The organism is Pseudoalteromonas shioyasakiensis, from assembly GCF_024518675.1.
GTDB classification, from domain to species: domain Bacteria; phylum Pseudomonadota; class Gammaproteobacteria; order Enterobacterales; family Alteromonadaceae; genus Pseudoalteromonas; species Pseudoalteromonas shioyasakiensis_B.
On sequence record NZ_JANIGL010000001.1, the window covers coordinates 250,537 to 267,873 of the forward strand.

The window sequence follows — 17,337 nt, forward strand, 5'->3', positions numbered from 1 at the left end:
ATGATTGAAGCGGATCGTCTCATAGACGCAAGCGAGCAAAGTAATGAAGATGTTGTTGATCGCGCCATAAGGCCAAAACTACTGGCTGATTACACTGGTCAGCCACATGTTAAACAGCAAATGGAAATATTTATAGAAGCGGCACGCAGCCGAGGTGAAGCACTTGATCATTTACTAATATTTGGCCCACCAGGGCTTGGTAAAACCACGTTAGCTAATATTGTCGCCAATGAACTTAATGTAAATATTAAAACCACATCAGGTCCTGTGCTTGAAAAAGCAGGAGACTTAGCCGCGCTGCTAACTAACCTTGAAGAAGGTGATGTACTGTTTATTGACGAAATTCACCGATTAAGTCCACAAGTTGAAGAAATTCTTTATCCCGCGATGGAGGATTACCAACTTGACTTGATGATTGGTGAAGGGCCCGCGGCACGCTCAATAAAATTAGATTTACCAGCATTTACACTAATAGGTGCAACTACACGAGCTGGGTCGTTAACATCACCGCTACGTGATAGATTTGGTATTGTCCAGCGCTTAGAGTTTTATTCAGTTGCTGACTTATCAACGATTGTGGGCCGTTCTGCCCATTATTTAAATTTAGAAATGTGTGAAGATGGAGCGACTGAAATTGCTAAACGTTCCCGGGGTACGCCGCGTATTGCCAATAGATTATTAAGACGTGTACGTGATTACACACAAGTTAAATCAGACGGCACTGTAAACGCTGATGTAGCAGAGCTGGCACTTAATATGATTGATGTTGATAAAAGTGGTTTTGATTACATGGACCGTAAATACCTACTCGCCATCATTGAAAAATTTATGGGTGGACCGGTCGGACTTGATAACCTTGCAGCTGCCATTGGTGAAGAAAAAGAGACAATCGAAGACGTTATAGAGCCTTTTCTAATTCAACAAGGCTTTATCCAGCGTACTCCACGAGGCCGCATCGTATCTGACAACGCTTACCATCATTTTGGCCTGCAACCAAAAAATACTGATTAGACTCAAATGAACTGTCGTTATGTGCGTGGTTGCTTTTAAAGGATTGTTTCTGTTTGTCAGGCACGTACATTGGTAGTTAATTCATACAAGGCTGAATTTTCCTGCTTAATGGCATGTACCAGTTTTATGGCAATAAAGCTGTGTATTAACAACTTCCATTCGTTTATGGCTAGTTGATTACAACTTATCCTCAATCAGCCCTATGTGACTTATATTTCGGACCTGCCAGCAAAAATTCACATGCTGTTAAGCTAATAACCTCTATCGTATGTTTCTTCTGTTTTTTAGGCAAAAAAAAACCCGCATAAGGATGCGGGTAAACAACAAGTTGAAGGAAATAATCCAGGGTATACGGCCTAAAATTATCATGTTTTATCATGAGTACTTTAGGCGCAGCAATAGGAAAATCAGAAATCATATTGCTAAGAACTGGCATAATAGCATTTGCTATTAGTGGGCTAGCTCGGTATGAGAGAATAATACGTAAAAACGATGTTTTGTTCAAACTAGAAAAATTTAATTTTCGGATAAGAAATACTAATAGCTAAAAAATTTATTCTGTTTTCTTTTTGTTCATTAATTTTATTTATTTTAAATAAGTTGTTGTTATTATGTGTTTTAAATTCGATCTGGTTAAATGTTATAGATTAGTTTATTTTTTACATGCTTTTTGTGTTGTTGGCTTTTTGATTGTTTATGCACTTATAGTGAATAAACGAGCTGTTTTAGTGGGTTTAACTTGATAAATAATCGACTTAGATTGATGTTTTTGAATGTTGTTGTTTCATCGTGGCCAATTATTTTATGTTAGTTGCACAATAAAAAGGCGTTCAGTTGGTTTTTTAACGTTTTTTGCTGCTAATTCGTAGCAAGGACGTTGTCAGTTTACTGCGCAGTAGATACACTAACGAGAACTATTGGCTATTTTATTGGTCATAGTCGCACTTTTATAAAAGTACGACTTTAACAAGAAATTGAATTGGGAGTTTATTGTGGGATCAGGAATTAATTTTGTAGATTTAATCCTCGAAGCAAGTGTATTGGTACAATTAGTTATGCTTGCGTTAGTGGGCATGTCTATTATGTCATGGGCAATTATTTTTCAGCGCAAAAAAGCTATTTCTAATGCGTCTGAAAATGCTAAGCGTTTTGAGCAAAAGTTTTGGTCAGGCATAGATTTAAGTAAGCTTTACAATGAAATTTCATCCCGTAACAGCGTCACGGGTATTGAAGCATTGTTTGTGGCAGGTTTTAAAGAGTTTGCACGCCACAAAAAAAACTCATTTCAAAGTGCCAGTATAGTTATGGAAGGCACTCATCGTTCAATGCGTGTTGCGTTATCTCGTGAAGTCGAAAAATTAGAATCAAGCTTATCGTTTCTTGCAACGGTAGGATCAATTAGCCCGTACATCGGCTTGTTTGGTACGGTATGGGGGATTATGAATGCCTTTATTGCCCTAGGTGAAGTTAAGCAGGCGACATTACAAATGGTTGCGCCAGGTATCGCAGAAGCTCTGATCGCTACTGCAATGGGTTTATTTGCGGCAATTCCTGCGGTAATTGCTTACAACCGCTTTGCTAACAATGTTGAAAAGCTTGAATCAAATTACATTAACTTTATGGAAGAGTTTGCAAATATCTTACACCGTCAAGCAGCTACACAAATAGAGGCAAAAGCGAATGTATCAGCGTAAGAAGCGTCGTCCTGTTGCAGAGATAAACGTAGTTCCTTACATTGATGTTATGTTGGTTCTACTGATTATATTTATGGCAACAGCACCTTTGATCACCCATGGTGTAAAAGTTGATTTGCCTAAAATGGAAGAGTCTGATTTAGTAGATACAAAAGATACACCGCCTATTATTGCGTCAATAGACTCAGCAGGTAAATATTATGTCAGTATTGGTACCGATCCCGAAGAACCGATGGAAGCTCTCGATGTTGCTGCAGTTATTAAATTACAATTAATGAAAGACCCAGAAACACCAGTCATGATTAAAGGTTCAGGAAAAGTATCGTATCAAGAAGTCTTATTATTGATGGATTTTTTAAAAAATGCTGGCGTTCCTTCTGTTGGTTTAATGACAGAATCATTTGAAGGAAGTAAAGGCTAATATGGGTGCTTCAGTAGTAAAGTCAGTATTGTTACATCTTGCAATTATAGGTGTATTATTTGGCACGGCGAACTTTCATACGCCAAGTCCAAAAGTGTTAGAAGTGACGTTAAATTCTAAATCCATGCCAGAGGCTGAAAATGCTGTGGCTGCTGTAACGGTCGATCAAAAAATGGTTGAACAAAAAGTTGCAGAGCTAAAACGCAAAGAAAATGAAAAAAAACGTGCTGAAGATAAACGTATTCGTGATCTAGAGCGTCGAGCGTCTGATGCACGTAAGCAGCGTGAAGCAGAAGCAAGACAAATCAAAAAATTAGAGCAAGAACGCAGAGCGAAAGAAAAAGAAACCGCCCAAGCACAAGCTCAAGCTAAAAAAGCACGGGAAATTGAACAAAAAGAGCGAGCTAAAGCGCAGCAAGCCGAAAAACAAAAGCAAGAAGCAGAGCAAGCTGCTAAAGCAGCGGCTGATAAGCGTAAAGCTGAAGAAGATGCGCTCAAAAAGGCCGAAGAAGAACGCAAACGCCAAGAGTTAGAGGCAAAAAAACGTGCTGAAGCTGCTGAGCAAGCAAGACAAAAAGCATTGCAGGAGCAAATGCTACAAGAACAGTTAGCCAAAGAGCAAGCAGCACGTAATAAAGTACGTCAACAACAGGTCGTTTCTGAAGTTGATAAATATAAAGCCTTGATTATGGCACGTATTCAGCAAAATTTGTTGATTGATGAGAAAATGAAAAATCAACAATGTCGCGTGAATATTCGCTTAGGTTTTAATGGGCTCGTGACACAGGTGAAGTCGTTAGGTGGTGATAAGCTGGTTTGTGAAGCAGCATTGCGTGCGGTTCGCATGGCAGATACTTTACCTGTATCAAAAGATAAAGACGTTTTTGAGCAATTAAAAAATATTAACTTAACAATTAAGCCACAATTTTAAAGGAATGGTATGTTCAACCAGTTAAAAGCAGTTTGTTTAATTTTAGTTATTGGCTATACAAGTGTGGTTAATGCCGCACTTGAAATTGTCATTACAGAAGGCATTGATGGCGCGCGTCCTATTGCTATCGTGCCTTTTCAATACAAGGGAGTAGGTCCAATACCGCAAAAACTCAATGAAGTGATTGCTGCGGACTTAATGCGCAGCGGTAAATTTAAGCCTATTAGCATTAATGATATGCCACAATTACCGAGCAAAGACAGTGATATTGATTATGCAGCTTGGGTCAATTTAGGTGTAGAAGCGATATTAGTCGGAAATGTTGAGCAACAAACGGACGGCCGCTATTTAGTGAGCTATGAACTAGTTGATGTTATTCGCGGCCAAATCACAGGCGGCGAAACACAAATGATGAGCAATGGTAAATTAATAAAAAGTCAGGCTCACATACAAGAAGCTCGCGAAAGTGTGATTTCTGAGTCTGGTTTTAGACGTTATGCTCATCGTATTAGTGATGTGGTTTATGAAAAACTGACGGGCGAGCGCGGTGCATTTTTAACTAAAATTGCTTATGTCATAGTACGAGATGCCGATCCCAAGCCATATCAACTTGTGGTTGCTGATTACGATGGTTTTAATGAGCAAGTATTGTTACGTTCAAAAGAACCATTAATGTCACCGGCATGGTCACCGGATGGAACTAAGCTTGCTTACGTTACGTTTGAAAATCGCCAAAGCCAAATTTATATTCAAGATTTGTATTCTGGCAAACGAGAATTAATTACCAGCCACCAAGGTATCAATGGCGCACCACAATTCTCTCCTGATGGAACAAAGCTATTATTAGTATTATCAAAAGATAGAAATGGTGCAACAGAAGTGTATATGTTAGATATGCAAACGCGTAAAGAAACTCGCCTGACAAATCACCGTAGTATAGATACTGAACCTTCTTGGCACCCAAATGGAAAAGATATTCTGTTTACCTCGGAAAGGGGTGGTAATGCTCAGATTTATAAGTTAAATTTAAAAACTGGTAGGTCACAACGAATGACATTCGATGGTGACATGAACCTTGCAGGTTCAATTACACCAGATGGTAAAGAATTAGTGATGGTAAATCGCACCAATGGGCAGTACCATCTTGCTAAAAAAGAGCTGGCTAGTGGCGCGTTTCAAGTTTTAACACGAACGCGTTTGGATGAATCACCGAGTATAGCACCAAATGGCTCGATGATTATTTATAGCACGCTTCATAATAATAAACAGGTACTGGCGCTGGTATCAATGGACGGTCGCTTTAAAGCACGCTTACCTGTGCTTAACGGACAAGTAAAGGCACCAGCATGGTCGCCATACTTGCAATAATAATTGCTAGTTTACTAAATATAGGAATCTACTCATGCAACTTAATAAAATACTAAAAGGCCTGTTAATCGCTGTGCCAGTAATGACTCTAGCGGCTTGTAGCTCATCTTCAGATTTGGATGAAGGCGCTGCAAATCAATCAAACCAAGGAACTGTTGAACAAACTACGCAAAATGATACTGTTGAAGTTGCAACATTAACTCCTGAACAGCAAGCGCAAGAAGAGCTTCGTGAAAAGTATGAAGCTTTGCGTCAAGAACAAATCATTTACTTTGGCTTTGATACAGCAACAATTCAAGGTCAATACGGTGAGCTATTACGCGCGCATGCTGAGTTTTTAGTTCAGAACCCATCAGTTAAAGTATTGATTGAAGGTCATGCAGATGAACGTGGTACACCAGAGTATAATATTGCACTAGGTGAGAATCGTGGACAAGCCGTAGAAAAATACTTACAAAGTTTAGGTGTTTCAGCTAGTCAAATGTCAGTGGTTAGCTATGGTGAAGAGAAGCCAATGGTTAAGTCACGTACTGAATCAGCTTTCGCTAAAAACCGCCGTGCGGTACTTGTTTACTAAGATTAGAGACATTATGAAGCCGAAAATTATTTTGGCAGCCATGATATTGAGCGGGAGCACCCAAGTTTGGGCTGCTCCCGCTCCTGTTTCAGAAGCTGCAAGTTCACAATCGAGCATTGAGAAACGATTAGCTGCATTAGAAAATATGATGCAGTCGCGAAATCTATTACAAGTTGAATTACAACAACAGCTTAATGTACTGCAAGATGAAGTAAGCCAAGTTCGTGGTATCACCGAAGAACAAAGCTATAAACTTGAAAAAGTACTTCAGCGTCAACGCGAGCTATATCAAGAAATTGAGAATCGTGTTAGCCAAGCATACTCGCAACCGAGCCAGAGCGCTCAGCCAGTTTATACTGAACAGGCATCATCACAGGCTATAAGCTCTGACTTATCAGAGAACGAAGCCTATGAGCGCGCTGTGGCATTGATAATGAAGGATAAGCGTTATGATCAAGCTATTCCTGAATTTCAAACATTTTTAACTACTTACCCTGAGTCAGTGTATGCCTCTAATGCACATTATTGGTTAGGGCAGTTACTGACCATTAAAAATGATCCCGTAAAAGCGTCTGAACATTTTACTGCAGTTGTTAATGAGTTTCCTAACTCTAATAAGCGCCCTGATGCAATGTTAAAGCTAGGTACTTTGTTACAAGAGCAAGGTTTAGCAGAACAAGCGACAAAAACCTTGAATGAACTTATTAACCAGTACCCAAGTACAACCGCTGCAAAATTGGCCACAGAACGCTTAGCAAAAATGTAGAATGAGCCTGATTAGACTGCTTTTTGTCATAAGCGGTCTAAAATTGCTCAACTAGACATAAAAACTTAAAAAAAGAGACATTTTCTGTTGCACTCATTTTTTAAATAAGTATTATAAGCGCCCGCAGCAAACGAATGGTTCAACCACTCAAATTGCGGAAAAAAGAGCGGGTCATTAGCTCAGTTGGTAGAGCAGTGGACTTTTAATCCATTGGTCGATGGTTCAAGTCCATCATGACCCACCATTTTTTAGTTGGCTTTATGTTAACAATTGAATGGTCTTAAATCGGCGGATTCACGTATTATGTTGAGTTACATTAACTTGTAACGCAAGAGCGGGTCATTAGCTCAGTTGGTAGAGCAGTGGACTTTTAATCCATTGGTCGATGGTTCAAGTCCATCATGACCCACCATTCATATGAATGGTTTTAATCGGCGGATTCACGCAGTGCGATATGCGCAACCAGAGCGGGTCATTAGCTCAGTTGGTAGAGCAGTGGACTTTTAATCCATTGGTCGATGGTTCAAGTCCATCATGACCCACCATTCTTATGAATGGTTTCAATCGGCGGATTCACGCAGTGCAATATGCACAACCAGAGCGGGTCATTAGCTCAGTTGGTAGAGCAGTGGACTTTTAATCCATTGGTCGATGGTTCAAGTCCATCATGACCCACCATTCTTTTGAATGGTTTCAATCGGCGGATTCACGCAGTGCAACATGCACAATCAGAGCGGGTCATTAGCTCAGTTGGTAGAGCAGTGGACTTTTAATCCATTGGTCGATGGTTCAAGTCCATCATGACCCACCATTCTTGATATCACTTAATTATCTATTTTATTCCCTCTGAGTTCGTAACGACTACTGTTATTTAGTTTTATATTCTCGTATAATTCGCCCCATAAATGCACTGTAGATTTAAGTGGTCGAGAAATGAGTTTAGCTCAAACTATTATGCCTGAAGGATATATTTTCCCTCCGAAGCCTGCTCCATTAAATGTGGATGAGCAAGCCCAATACAAGGCACGTATAAAACAGTTACTAATAGATAAAAATGCGGTCCTAGTTGCCCACTATTATACTGATCCTGAAATTCAAGCGCTTGCTGAAGAGACTGGCGGTTGTGTTGCTGATTCTTTAGAAATGGCACGGTTTGGCGCAAAGCATGATGCAGATATGATCATTGTTGCTGGAGTTCGTTTTATGGGGGAGACAGCGAAGATCCTAACGCCCAATAAAACCGTGGTTATGCCAACCCTTGAAGCAACTTGCTCACTTGATATTGGTTGTCCTATAGATGACTTTTCAGCGTTTTGTGATCAACACCCAGATCGCAAGGTTGTAGTGTATGCGAATACATCTACTGCTGTTAAAGCGCGTGCAGATTGGATTGTTACCTCATCGTGTGCCCTTGAAATTGTTGAACACCTTGATGAAATGGGTGAAAAGATCATCTGGGGCCCTGATAAGCACCTTGGCGCTTATATTCAAAAGAATACAGGTGCTGACATGATCATGTGGGATGGTGCGTGTATTGTACATGATGAGTTCAAAACCAAAGCGCTAAAAGATATGAAAGCTCTCTATCCAGATGCTGGCGTATTGGTTCACCCAGAGTCACCCGCTGAAATAGTTGCTTTAGCTGATGCAGTTGGCTCAACAAGTCAGTTGATCAAAGCGGCGCAAACAATGGGTAACCAGAAGTTTATAGTGGCCACTGATCGCGGTATTTTTTATAAAATGCAGCAGCTGTGCCCAGATAAAGAATTTGTAGCCGCACCAACAGCAGGTGAAGGTGCAACTTGTAAAAGCTGCGCTCATTGTCCGTGGATGGCCATGAACGGCCTCAAGGCAATTGAGGAAGCATTACTTGATGCATCAGGTAAAGAAGTGTTTGTAGATATGAGCCTTCGTGAAGGCGCTCTCAAGTCGCTTAATCGCATGCTTGATTTTTCAGCCTCATTACAGCGTTAATGTAGCGGATACTATATACAACATTAACAAAAGGCTGTTAATTTAAAAGTTAACAGCCTTAAAGTTTAAATCATAGATCAATTTTATTCTTCTTATTTCTCCATAATCTATATAAATTTTACTAAGAGTAGCTTAAGCCGTCTGATAGTAATATCTAATTATTTTTGCAATGTAGGTTTTTAGTTGCTAAGTGAACATTAAGCTAAAAAGTTTATAACAACTAAGAGCATAAATCAGAGATAGCACCGGCACAGTGAGTAGGTTTACTCGCTTTGAGTTGGTGTAACCACCCATTACAGTCTCTTGATTGACTAACCACACAAGATAGGTGGTTACGATTGGTAGTAATAAGCCATTAGCCGCTTGTGCAAAAATGATGACTGCAATAGGGTCTAAGTTAAATGATGCGACAGCTGCACCAAAGACCAAAATAGTAACGGCAACCAGTTTAAATCGTGTGTTATTCATATTATTTGACCAGCCTAGCATGCCACAAACGGCATAAGCACCCGCCAGTGGGGCTGTGATAGCGCTGGTTAACCCTGCGGCAAATAACCCAATAGCAAAAAAGTAATGTGCAGAATTCCCAAGTAAGGGTTCTAATTGTGTTGCCATATTGGCTGCACTGATTTTGCCAGCATCAGTGCCATAAAAAGCAACCGAGGCAGTTGAGAGAATTGCTAACGTGATTACTCCACCTAAAGTAATGGATAAACCCGTATCTAGGTTAGTTTGTTTGATAATAGTGGCTTTATCTCTATTTTTATCATGTTGTGCAGCAAGCACCCCAGAATGTAAGAATAGGTTATATGGCACTATGGTAGTGCCTATTAATGCAAGTACTGTAGTCATAGAACCGGTAGGAATACGTGGGATAAACCCTTCTAATACCTGCATAACCGGGGGGGCTGCCATAACTAATGTGGAAATAAATACTAAGCTCATTAAAATAACCAACACGATAAGCGCAGACTCAACGACCTTATGTTTACCACTATAGAGTAAAACGGCACTAAAAATGGCAATAAATGGAGTCCAAAGTTGGGTGTGAACGCGTGGGAAGATCTCAACTAACCCCATAGATGCACCACTTAAATTTCCCGCCTCATATGCGGCACTGCCAACTCCAATGGCGCTGATAACTAAAACTGCTGCCAGCTTCTTAAACAAAGGGGTGTGTATATGAGTGCGTAGTGCTTGTGCCAAATCTAAACCTGTAGCAACACCAAGACGCGCAGCCATGGATTGCAAAAGTATGGTTGCAATAACCGAAAATAATAGTGTCCAGATCAGTGTAAAGCCAAAGTTTGCTCCTGCTAAACTGGCACTGGTAATAGTGCCTGGCCCAATAAAAGCGGCGGTGACAAGTAGACCCGGACCTAATCGCATAAGTAACCCTATATAAGTTTGATATTCGTCAGTGGGTTACAGCTTACAAGTAAAACCACACTGTTAAAAGTGCAACAATAAACTTTATTAGCTAGCGTGATTAATCATTACTTTTTAGTATTTAAAATAGCTTTTTATAATACCTGTTTAGACTTGAGTATTATTGCCTTAACGTTAAATTATGGTAACTTACGTCAACTTTTTTATAACAACCCCTCACCCATAATAATTAAAACTGAATTAACCGTTATAAAATGACCGTTTTTAAATTAAACAGGACGTACCGTGTGAAAAACTTACCAAGAGGCTTCAATTTATATAGCTTAATCTTACTACTCTTTTGCTCCCCAGCAATGGCGAGTGAGGCATCATTAAATTTAACAACGTCAGCAGTCGGGCTACTCTGTATTTTTATATTCTGTATAGCCTATACAGTTGTTATGTTAGAAGAAAAACTCCATTTACGAAAATCAAAACCAGTATTGGTTGCTGCGGGACTGATTTGGATTCTGATTGGTGCCTATTATGTCAATAATGATATGCCTGGTATAACAGAGTCTGCATTTAGGCATAATTTATTGGAATTTGCTGAGCTGATGTTGTTTTTGTTGGTGGCAATGACTTATATCAATGCACTAGAAGAGAGACGCGTATTTGATGCATTAAGATCTTGGATGATTCAAAAAGGGTTTAATTACAAAAACCTTTTCTGGATAACAGGGTTTTTAGCGTTTTTTATTTCACCAATAGCAGATAACTTAACAACGGCATTGTTAATGTGTGCAGTAGTAATGAAAGTGGCAGAAGGTGATAAGCCATTTATTAATCTAAGTTGTATTAATATTGTTATTGCAGCCAATGCTGGCGGTGCATTTAGCCCATTTGGTGATATTACCACTTTAATGGTATGGCAAGCTGGGCTCGTTCATTTTAACGAGTTTTTAGTGTTATTTTTACCGTCTTTAGCGAACTATTTAGTACCTGCGGCAATTATGAGCTTTTATGTTGAAGATAAACAGCCTTCAGCGGTCTATGAAGAAATAGAACTAAAAAGGGGCGCACTGCGAATTTTAACACTGTTTTTATTAACCATAGCCACAGCTGTTGCTTGTCATAGCTTTTTACATTTACCACCGGTATTAGGCATGATGATGGGCTTAGGATACCTGCAGTTTTTTGGCTATTTCTTGAGAATGACGTTGCCAGGCTCTTTAGCCCGTAAAAAGGCCCATGCAGAACAAATAGGAGATAATGATCGTTTGGCCAAGCTCGGTAGCGTGGTGCCGTTTGATGTATTTAGTAAAGTATCACGGGCCGAGTGGGACACTTTGTTGTTTTTTTATGGCATTGTTATGTGTGTTGGTGGTTTAGGGTTTTTAGGTTATTTAAATCTGATGTCTGAGATGCTCTATGGTAATTGGTCTGCAACATCGGCTAATATCTTTTTAGGGGTTATTTCTGCTGTGATTGATAATATCCCAGTGATGTTTGCTGTGTTATCTATGCAACCAGATATGTCACATGGTCAATGGTTACTGATCACCTTAACCGCAGGTGTTGGCGGTAGCTTATTATCAATAGGGTCTGCGGCAGGTGTTGCTCTAATGGGGCAGGCCAGAGGGTACTATACATTTTTTGGCCACTTGAAATGGGCACCTGTTATTGCACTTGGTTATGCTGCGAGTATCATGTTGCACTTGTGGTTAAATGCATCACTTTTTTAAATAAATCATAACTTGTTAATAAGCAAAGAAGTTCACTGCTTCTTTGCTTATTAACGTTACAACATGTTTGCTTACATTTTAAAAAGGCGTAGCGCTTTTATAAACAAAGCTATTAATTTAGATTGGTAATTATAATCTAACAATGAGTTTATTATGAAAGTGAAAAAAGTTGCCGCAGTGGCTTTTATTTCGGTCGTTGTACTTATCGCTGTCGCATATACCGCTAAAGCCTATATTAATAATTACATATCAAAATTTGATGACCGTACTATATATTCAACGTTTTTAAAGGAAGACCGCAAAGTATTTATTCGCTTACCAGCAAAGTATGACGCGAATAAAGCCTACCCCTTAATTATTAAAACAGATGGTAATTTTAACCTTTCTCGTTGGCACAACACGTTAACTGAGTATGCCCAGCAAGGGGTTGTTGAAGAGTCTATTTTAGTTGCTATCCCTAATCAGTTTTGGAGCGACACGCGTAACCGAGATTTAGTGCCGCCATATGCGCGTAAAAATGTAAATATTGATGCGCGTCCTGAATCACAAAATAATCCTACTATTTTTGGTCGTGCCGATAAATTCTTAGCATTTATTGAACAAGAGCTACTACCATACCTTGAATCTAACTACCTATTAAATAACAACCGTATATTATCTGGTTTTTCAGCTGGGGGCAGTTTTACACTGTATACCTTAAGTACAAAGCCAGAGCTATTCACTGGATACTTTGTATTTAGCCCGGCTGCTTGGTATGACGATTCCATTGTGGTGACTGAGTTTAAAAAGGCTCTGCGGACTATTAATGGTGAAGGGAAATTCTTATATTTGAGTTTAGGTGCAAATGAAAACCCTATTATCACAAGCTCATTCAAAGGGTTATTGACAGCGCTTGAGCAGCATAAGTTGCATGGGCTTACATGGCAGTTTAGTTATAGTGAAGGGGCTGGTCACAATGAAAACCCCATTATGTCTGTGCCAAAAGCATTAACAGCATACTCTGAGTTTACGAACGCTCAAAAAAATCATGACTTACATTAATGTAGTTTTTATAGGTATTCGGCTTTTTTTACAGACTTGCTGTATGAACGGTTTTAAAACTTACTTTTATTCAATAGGTTATATGCGGCGCAATTTATGCACCTGCAAGACATCTAGACAATAAAAGGAACAATGATGACTGAACTTGCTTTATCTGCCTATTTTGCCCTATATCTATATTTACTTATAGTGTTCACGCAGTGGGCGGTTGCGAGCTCTAGTAAAGCGAGCCAAAAAAATGCAGTACCTGGAAAAATTGACACCAATTTAAGCCATGAAAGCTTTGTTTTCAGAGCGCACCGTACATTTCAAAACACACTTGAAAACAGTGCGTTATTTTTAGGAACCGTTTTATTTTCATTTATAATTGGCTACCACAGTGCGGTATTTGCAATTTGTATTTGGGTTTATGTGATTGCTCGTTTAATTCATATGGTGCTGTATTACGCGATCGCGACAGAAAAAAATCCAAGTCCACGTAGTTACTTCTTTTTAGCAGGGGTAGGGGCTAATGTAGTGATGTTAGTTTTATTAGGGTTACGTTTAGCTGCATATTAAAAGTGTAAAAGTATGAGCAGCAAACGGTTTTTACGTTTTCTGCTCATAAGGTTAATAGCTAAGTTAGTGTCTAAAATCGCTTAGTAAAGCAGGTATACCTGGCAACATACCAACCATTGCCATCACACTGGTTAATAATACAAACATGATTAACGGGATTTTCCAGCGGCTCATCGGGCTCAGCTCTGCACTACGTTCTTTACAGCCAATAAGGCCTAAGTTATCTAGTAACATAGTGAGTGACCAACCAAATGCAGGATTAACTAATGAAGAGGCGAACACGACTATCGCGGCAGATTGAGTTGTTTTACCTTCACGAGTCATTTCCATTCCGGCTTCAAGCAGGGGAATAAAAACCCCGACAATTAGCGCAACACAAAGTACAGGTTGCCAAATAGCTAAATCCATTGGGTAACCCCAAATACCAGCAATGATACAAAAAACAGCAGTTAAAATTGCTCCAGCAGGTATTGGCCGTTTAGCGATAGCGGCGGGAACAATATACGTGCCCCATGATGAGGTAAAGTTTGAGCCGCCCATAAGAGAGCCACAAGTTTGTCTTACAGATGCACTTAACATTGTGTCATCAATATTCATTTGTACTTTCTCAGTACGTTGTGGGTAACTAATTTTTTGAAATACTTGATGGCCGAGAAAGTCAGGGGACCACATAGCCACTGCTAAGACAGCAAAAGGTAAAACCACAACAAAACTCTCAAGGGTTGGTAAACCAAGCATCCAACCGGTGTTTTCTCCCCACCAATACATAGGGTTCATATTAGGTAAACCCGGTGCTGTGTTAAATTCAAACGGGGCACCGAGTGCAAAGGCTGTGAAACCACCGATTAAACAGCTTAATGGGACAGCAAGCCAGCGTTTTTTAAAGTGCTCTAATAATGCATAAAGCAAAATAGTCGCTAAAATAACAATGAAAGCTATATGGCTCATATCAATACTTTCAGCCCATGAAAATAACTTTTTAACCTGGGAGATTGTGCCAATAAAGCCAAGATAGAGTAGTAAACCACCACATACCCCTTTACTGGTCAGCCTTGCTAGCAAACTGCCCCCTTTACTGATGGCGAGAATGAAGCCAAATGCGCCGATTAATAAGCCAAAGGCCATTGGGTGGCCGCCAGCGGCTACAACAATGGGGATCAGTGGGATTAGCGGGCCATGGGTGCCGGCTAAGTTTGCTGTGGGTAAAATGAAGCCAGAAAACAAGATGATAAAAAACGCCACAATAAGTAACTCATAGCGAACGTTTTCAAGTACAAAAGAGTCACTCAAGCCAAGTGGCGCTGCAAAGGTAGCGGCTATCGCACCGACCATAACAACTTTACCTATGGTGCCAGCCATTGCTGGAATGGTGTCTTCAAGCTCAAAGCGATAATCTCTAAACGGAAGGTTGGCTCGCCAACGTTTTGGTTGCATGATTTGAAGTTCATGCTCTAGGTATTCATCTCGGCTGTTAAATGCTGAGCTAGGTTTATGTAGGCTTTCGTAACTACCACTTGCACTTGCTTGGTGTGCATCGGGGTTAGCATTGGATGGATTTTTATCCTGTGATGTTGTTGTCATAACTTCTCCGGCAACATATTTGCTGCTCTGATTCAAAATTAAATACAGCTTTGTTGAAGCAATAAATATTGAGTGCCTAGAGTAAAGCAAGTTTTAGCAAGTTGGGATTAGTCAAAGGTCTAGGATATAACGGTAATTTATTGGGAAATAGGTACGAAATGCTGTTATTACTGAATAGCGATAAGAGATACTTTAGTCGATAAGACTACATTAGTTGATGTTACTGAAGATAGTTATGGCGCTATAGAGGCGTTAAATACACTTCAGTATTCTAAAAACAGAAGTATATTTAACTTTAAATTTGCGCAGTCCAAAGCACCTATTATGCTACGCCTCGCTAACTCGCTAACTCGCTAACTCGCTAACTCGCTAACTCGCTAACTCGCTAGCACCTTCATTCAACACCAATAAAGCCACCGGTTTGGTGCGCCCATAACGCGGCATAAATGCCATTTTGAGATAATAATTGCTCATGACTGCCTTGCTCAACGATACCGCCTTCATCAAGCACTATAAGTCTATCCATTTGAGCGATGGTAGATAGGCGATGTGCTATGGCAATAACGGTCTTGCCTGTCATTAAGTCATCAAGACTTGCTTGAATCGCTGCTTCAACTTCAGAATCAAGAGCGCTGGTTGCTTCATCTAAAATTAAGATAGGGGCATTTTTCAGTAGCACACGTGCAATTGCGATACGTTGACGCTGGCCACCTGAAAGTTTAACGCCGCGTTCACCTACTTGTGCAGCGAAGCCTTTATTGCCTTTACTGTCTTCTAAATCTTCAATGAATTCCATGGCTTTAGCTTGTTTTGTTGCATTTAGCATTTGCTCCTCTGTTGCATCAGGGCGGCCATATAGAATGTTTTCTTTAACAGAACGATGTAGTAAGGACGTGTCTTGGGTTACCATTGCAATGTATTTTCTTAAGCTTTGTTGGCTGACTTTAGCAATATTTTGACCATCGATTTTTATTTCACCACTGTCAACATCATAAAAACGCAGTAATAGATTAACCAGTGTTGATTTGCCTGCACCTGAACGACCCACTAAGCCAATTTTTTCGCCTGGCTTTATGTTTAAATCAAGCCCGTTGATCACCGGGCCACGATTAGTCTCATTGGCTGCTTTACCATAGTTAAAAAATACGTTTGAGAAGTGTATTTCGCCTTTACTGACCTCAAGGGTGTTTGCATCGGGAATATCATCAACATCAATGGGGGTCGATAAGGTTTTCATACCATCGCTCACCGTGCCAATATTTTCAAATAGGCTACTAATTTCCCACATTATCCACTGTGCCATGCCATTTAAACGCAGCGATAAACTAACCGCAATAGCAATGGCGCCGGCACTTATTGCGCTGATTGACCACAAATAAAGAGACAAAGCAGAAACACTAAAAACAAGTAAATAATTAAGGCTATTAATGCAAAAATTTAAGCTGGATACTAACCGCATTTGCTTATAAACTGGTTGTAAAAATACATCCATGCTGTTTTTGGCATACTGTTCTTCACGCTGGGTGTATGAAAACAGTTTAATTGTTGAAATATTAGTATAACTATCAACAATACGGCCTGTCATCTCAGAGCGGGCATCCGCCTGTGAGCTCGCAATACGCTTAAGTTTTGGCACAAAGTACATTTGGATAGCTGCATAAAGTGCAAGCCACACGAGTAATGGCAGCATTAACCGCCAATCAGCCTCTGCAACTAAAAACACCATAGCGCCAAAATAAACCACGATGTACATCAGTACATCAAGTAACTTCATCACGGTTTCACGTACAGCGAGAGATGTTTGCATTACTTTGGTGGCAATACGCCCAGCAAATTCGTTCTGATAAAAGCTAACACTTTGACGCAACAAATAGCGATGTGCTAACCAGCGAATTGACATAGGGTAATTGCCCAGTAGTGCTTGGTGTAAAATGGCGGAATGGAAAAACACCACGACAGGTAAAACAACGAGCAATACCACAGCCATTTTAATGAGTTCGGATTTTTGCTCAACGAAGAGTGTGTCAGGAGTATAAGTGCCTAACCAATCAACGAGTTGACCCATATAGCTAAACAAAGACACTTCTAAAATAGCCAACATGGCAGCACTGAGAGACATAAGAACTAAGGACAGTTCCATCCCTTTTGTGTAATGGCGACAAAAGGCGAATAAGGTTGCTGGTGGCTGAGTCGGCTGTTGTTCTGGGAACGGTTTAGTCATCCGCTCGAATAATCGATACATTTTAATATCTTAAATAGCAAAAATTATCGCTACTATAGCATTAGCAGTAAATTAAAACAG

General features: G+C 39.9%; 14 protein-coding genes and 5 tRNA genes. 16 read left to right on the forward strand and 3 right to left on the reverse strand.

The genetic code is table 11. The annotated features are described in order from the left end of the window. From ruvB to nadA, 13 genes are all read left to right on the forward strand, one after another. Nucleotides 1-1,011, forward strand: coding sequence for a Holliday junction branch migration DNA helicase RuvB (gene ruvB / locus NQT69_RS01065; protein WP_256825872.1), 1,011 nt, complete (start codon nt 1-3; stop codon nt 1,009-1,011). Between the two features lie 992 nt (nt 1,012-2,003). Next, nucleotides 2,004-2,705 carry a protein TolQ gene (tolQ, locus tag NQT69_RS01070; protein ID WP_256825873.1) on the forward strand — a complete coding sequence of 234 codons (702 nt, stop codon included), beginning with the start codon at nt 2,004-2,006 and terminating at the stop codon, nt 2,703-2,705. Then, entirely contained in the window at nt 2,692-3,126 is a 435-nt protein-coding gene (gene tolR / locus NQT69_RS01075; RefSeq protein WP_256825874.1) for a protein TolR, read from the forward strand. Before tolQ ends, tolR begins: the two co-directional genes overlap by 14 nt. A 1-nt stretch (nt 3,127) precedes the next feature. After that, entirely contained in the window at nt 3,128-4,057 is a 930-nt protein-coding gene (gene tolA / locus NQT69_RS01080) for a cell envelope integrity protein TolA (RefSeq protein ID WP_256825875.1), read from the forward strand. 9 nt (nt 4,058-4,066) lie between these two features. Next, nucleotides 4,067-5,425, forward strand: coding sequence for a Tol-Pal system beta propeller repeat protein TolB (tolB, locus tag NQT69_RS01085; RefSeq protein ID WP_256825876.1), 1,359 nt, complete (start codon nt 4,067-4,069; stop codon nt 5,423-5,425). Between the two features lie 34 nt (nt 5,426-5,459). Then, entirely contained in the window at nt 5,460-6,002 is a 543-nt protein-coding gene (gene pal, locus NQT69_RS01090) for a peptidoglycan-associated lipoprotein Pal (RefSeq protein ID WP_256825877.1), read from the forward strand. Nucleotides 6,003-6,015: 13 nt separating this feature from the next. Then, on the forward strand, nt 6,016-6,768 hold the full coding sequence (ybgF, locus tag NQT69_RS01095; protein ID WP_256825878.1) for a tol-pal system protein YbgF: 753 nt from the start codon (nt 6,016-6,018) through the stop codon (nt 6,766-6,768). A 168-nt stretch (nt 6,769-6,936) separates the two neighbouring features. Next, nucleotides 6,937-7,012 (forward strand) — tRNA-Lys (locus NQT69_RS01100). Nucleotides 7,013-7,104: 92 nt separating this feature from the next. Further along, nucleotides 7,105-7,180 (forward strand) — tRNA-Lys (locus tag NQT69_RS01105). Nucleotides 7,181-7,237: 57 nt separating this feature from the next. Then, nucleotides 7,238-7,313 (forward strand) — tRNA-Lys (locus NQT69_RS01110). A gap of 57 nt (nt 7,314-7,370) precedes the next feature. Beyond that, nucleotides 7,371-7,446: transfer RNA gene (locus NQT69_RS01115), tRNA-Lys, on the forward strand. 57 nt (nt 7,447-7,503) lie between these two features. Then, nucleotides 7,504-7,579: transfer RNA gene (locus tag NQT69_RS01120), tRNA-Lys, on the forward strand. 122 nt (nt 7,580-7,701) lie between these two features. After that, nucleotides 7,702-8,742 carry a quinolinate synthase NadA gene (nadA, locus tag NQT69_RS01125; RefSeq protein WP_256825879.1) on the forward strand — a complete coding sequence of 347 codons (1,041 nt, stop codon included), beginning with the start codon at nt 7,702-7,704 and terminating at the stop codon, nt 8,740-8,742. A gap of 186 nt (nt 8,743-8,928) precedes the next feature. On the opposite strand, the gene NQT69_RS01130 is transcribed toward nadA, so the two are convergent. After that, on the reverse strand, nt 8,929-10,131 hold the full coding sequence (locus NQT69_RS01130) for an Nramp family divalent metal transporter (protein ID WP_256825880.1): 1,203 nt from the start codon (nt 10,129-10,131) through the stop codon (nt 8,929-8,931). A gap of 353 nt (nt 10,132-10,484) precedes the next feature. Between NQT69_RS01130 and nhaD the strand changes: the two genes are divergently transcribed. The 3 genes from nhaD to NQT69_RS01145 all read left to right on the forward strand — a co-directional run bounded on the left by nhaD (nt 10,485) and on the right by NQT69_RS01145 (nt 13,454). Continuing rightward, complete coding sequence (gene nhaD, locus NQT69_RS01135; RefSeq protein ID WP_256826710.1) at nt 10,485-11,855, forward strand: sodium:proton antiporter NhaD; 1,371 nt, start codon at nt 10,485-10,487, stop codon at nt 11,853-11,855. A gap of 153 nt (nt 11,856-12,008) precedes the next feature. Continuing rightward, nucleotides 12,009-12,896, forward strand: coding sequence for an alpha/beta hydrolase (locus NQT69_RS01140; RefSeq protein ID WP_256825881.1), 888 nt, complete (start codon nt 12,009-12,011; stop codon nt 12,894-12,896). 135 nt (nt 12,897-13,031) lie between these two features. Further along, the gene (locus tag NQT69_RS01145; protein WP_256826711.1) at nt 13,032-13,454 is read left to right on the forward strand and encodes an MAPEG family protein; all 423 of its coding nucleotides are present in this window, start codon (nt 13,032-13,034) and stop codon (nt 13,452-13,454) included. A gap of 63 nt (nt 13,455-13,517) precedes the next feature. Here the strand turns inward: NQT69_RS01145 and NQT69_RS01150 are convergent, their stop codons facing one another. After that, nucleotides 13,518-15,035, reverse strand: a complete 1,518-nt coding sequence (locus NQT69_RS01150; protein WP_256825882.1) for a DUF3360 family protein — start codon at nt 15,033-15,035, stop codon at nt 13,518-13,520. A gap of 394 nt (nt 15,036-15,429) precedes the next feature. Beyond that, entirely contained in the window at nt 15,430-17,277 is a 1,848-nt protein-coding gene (locus NQT69_RS01155) for an ABC transporter ATP-binding protein (RefSeq protein WP_256825883.1), read from the reverse strand. Between the last annotated feature and the right edge of the window lie 60 nt (nt 17,278-17,337).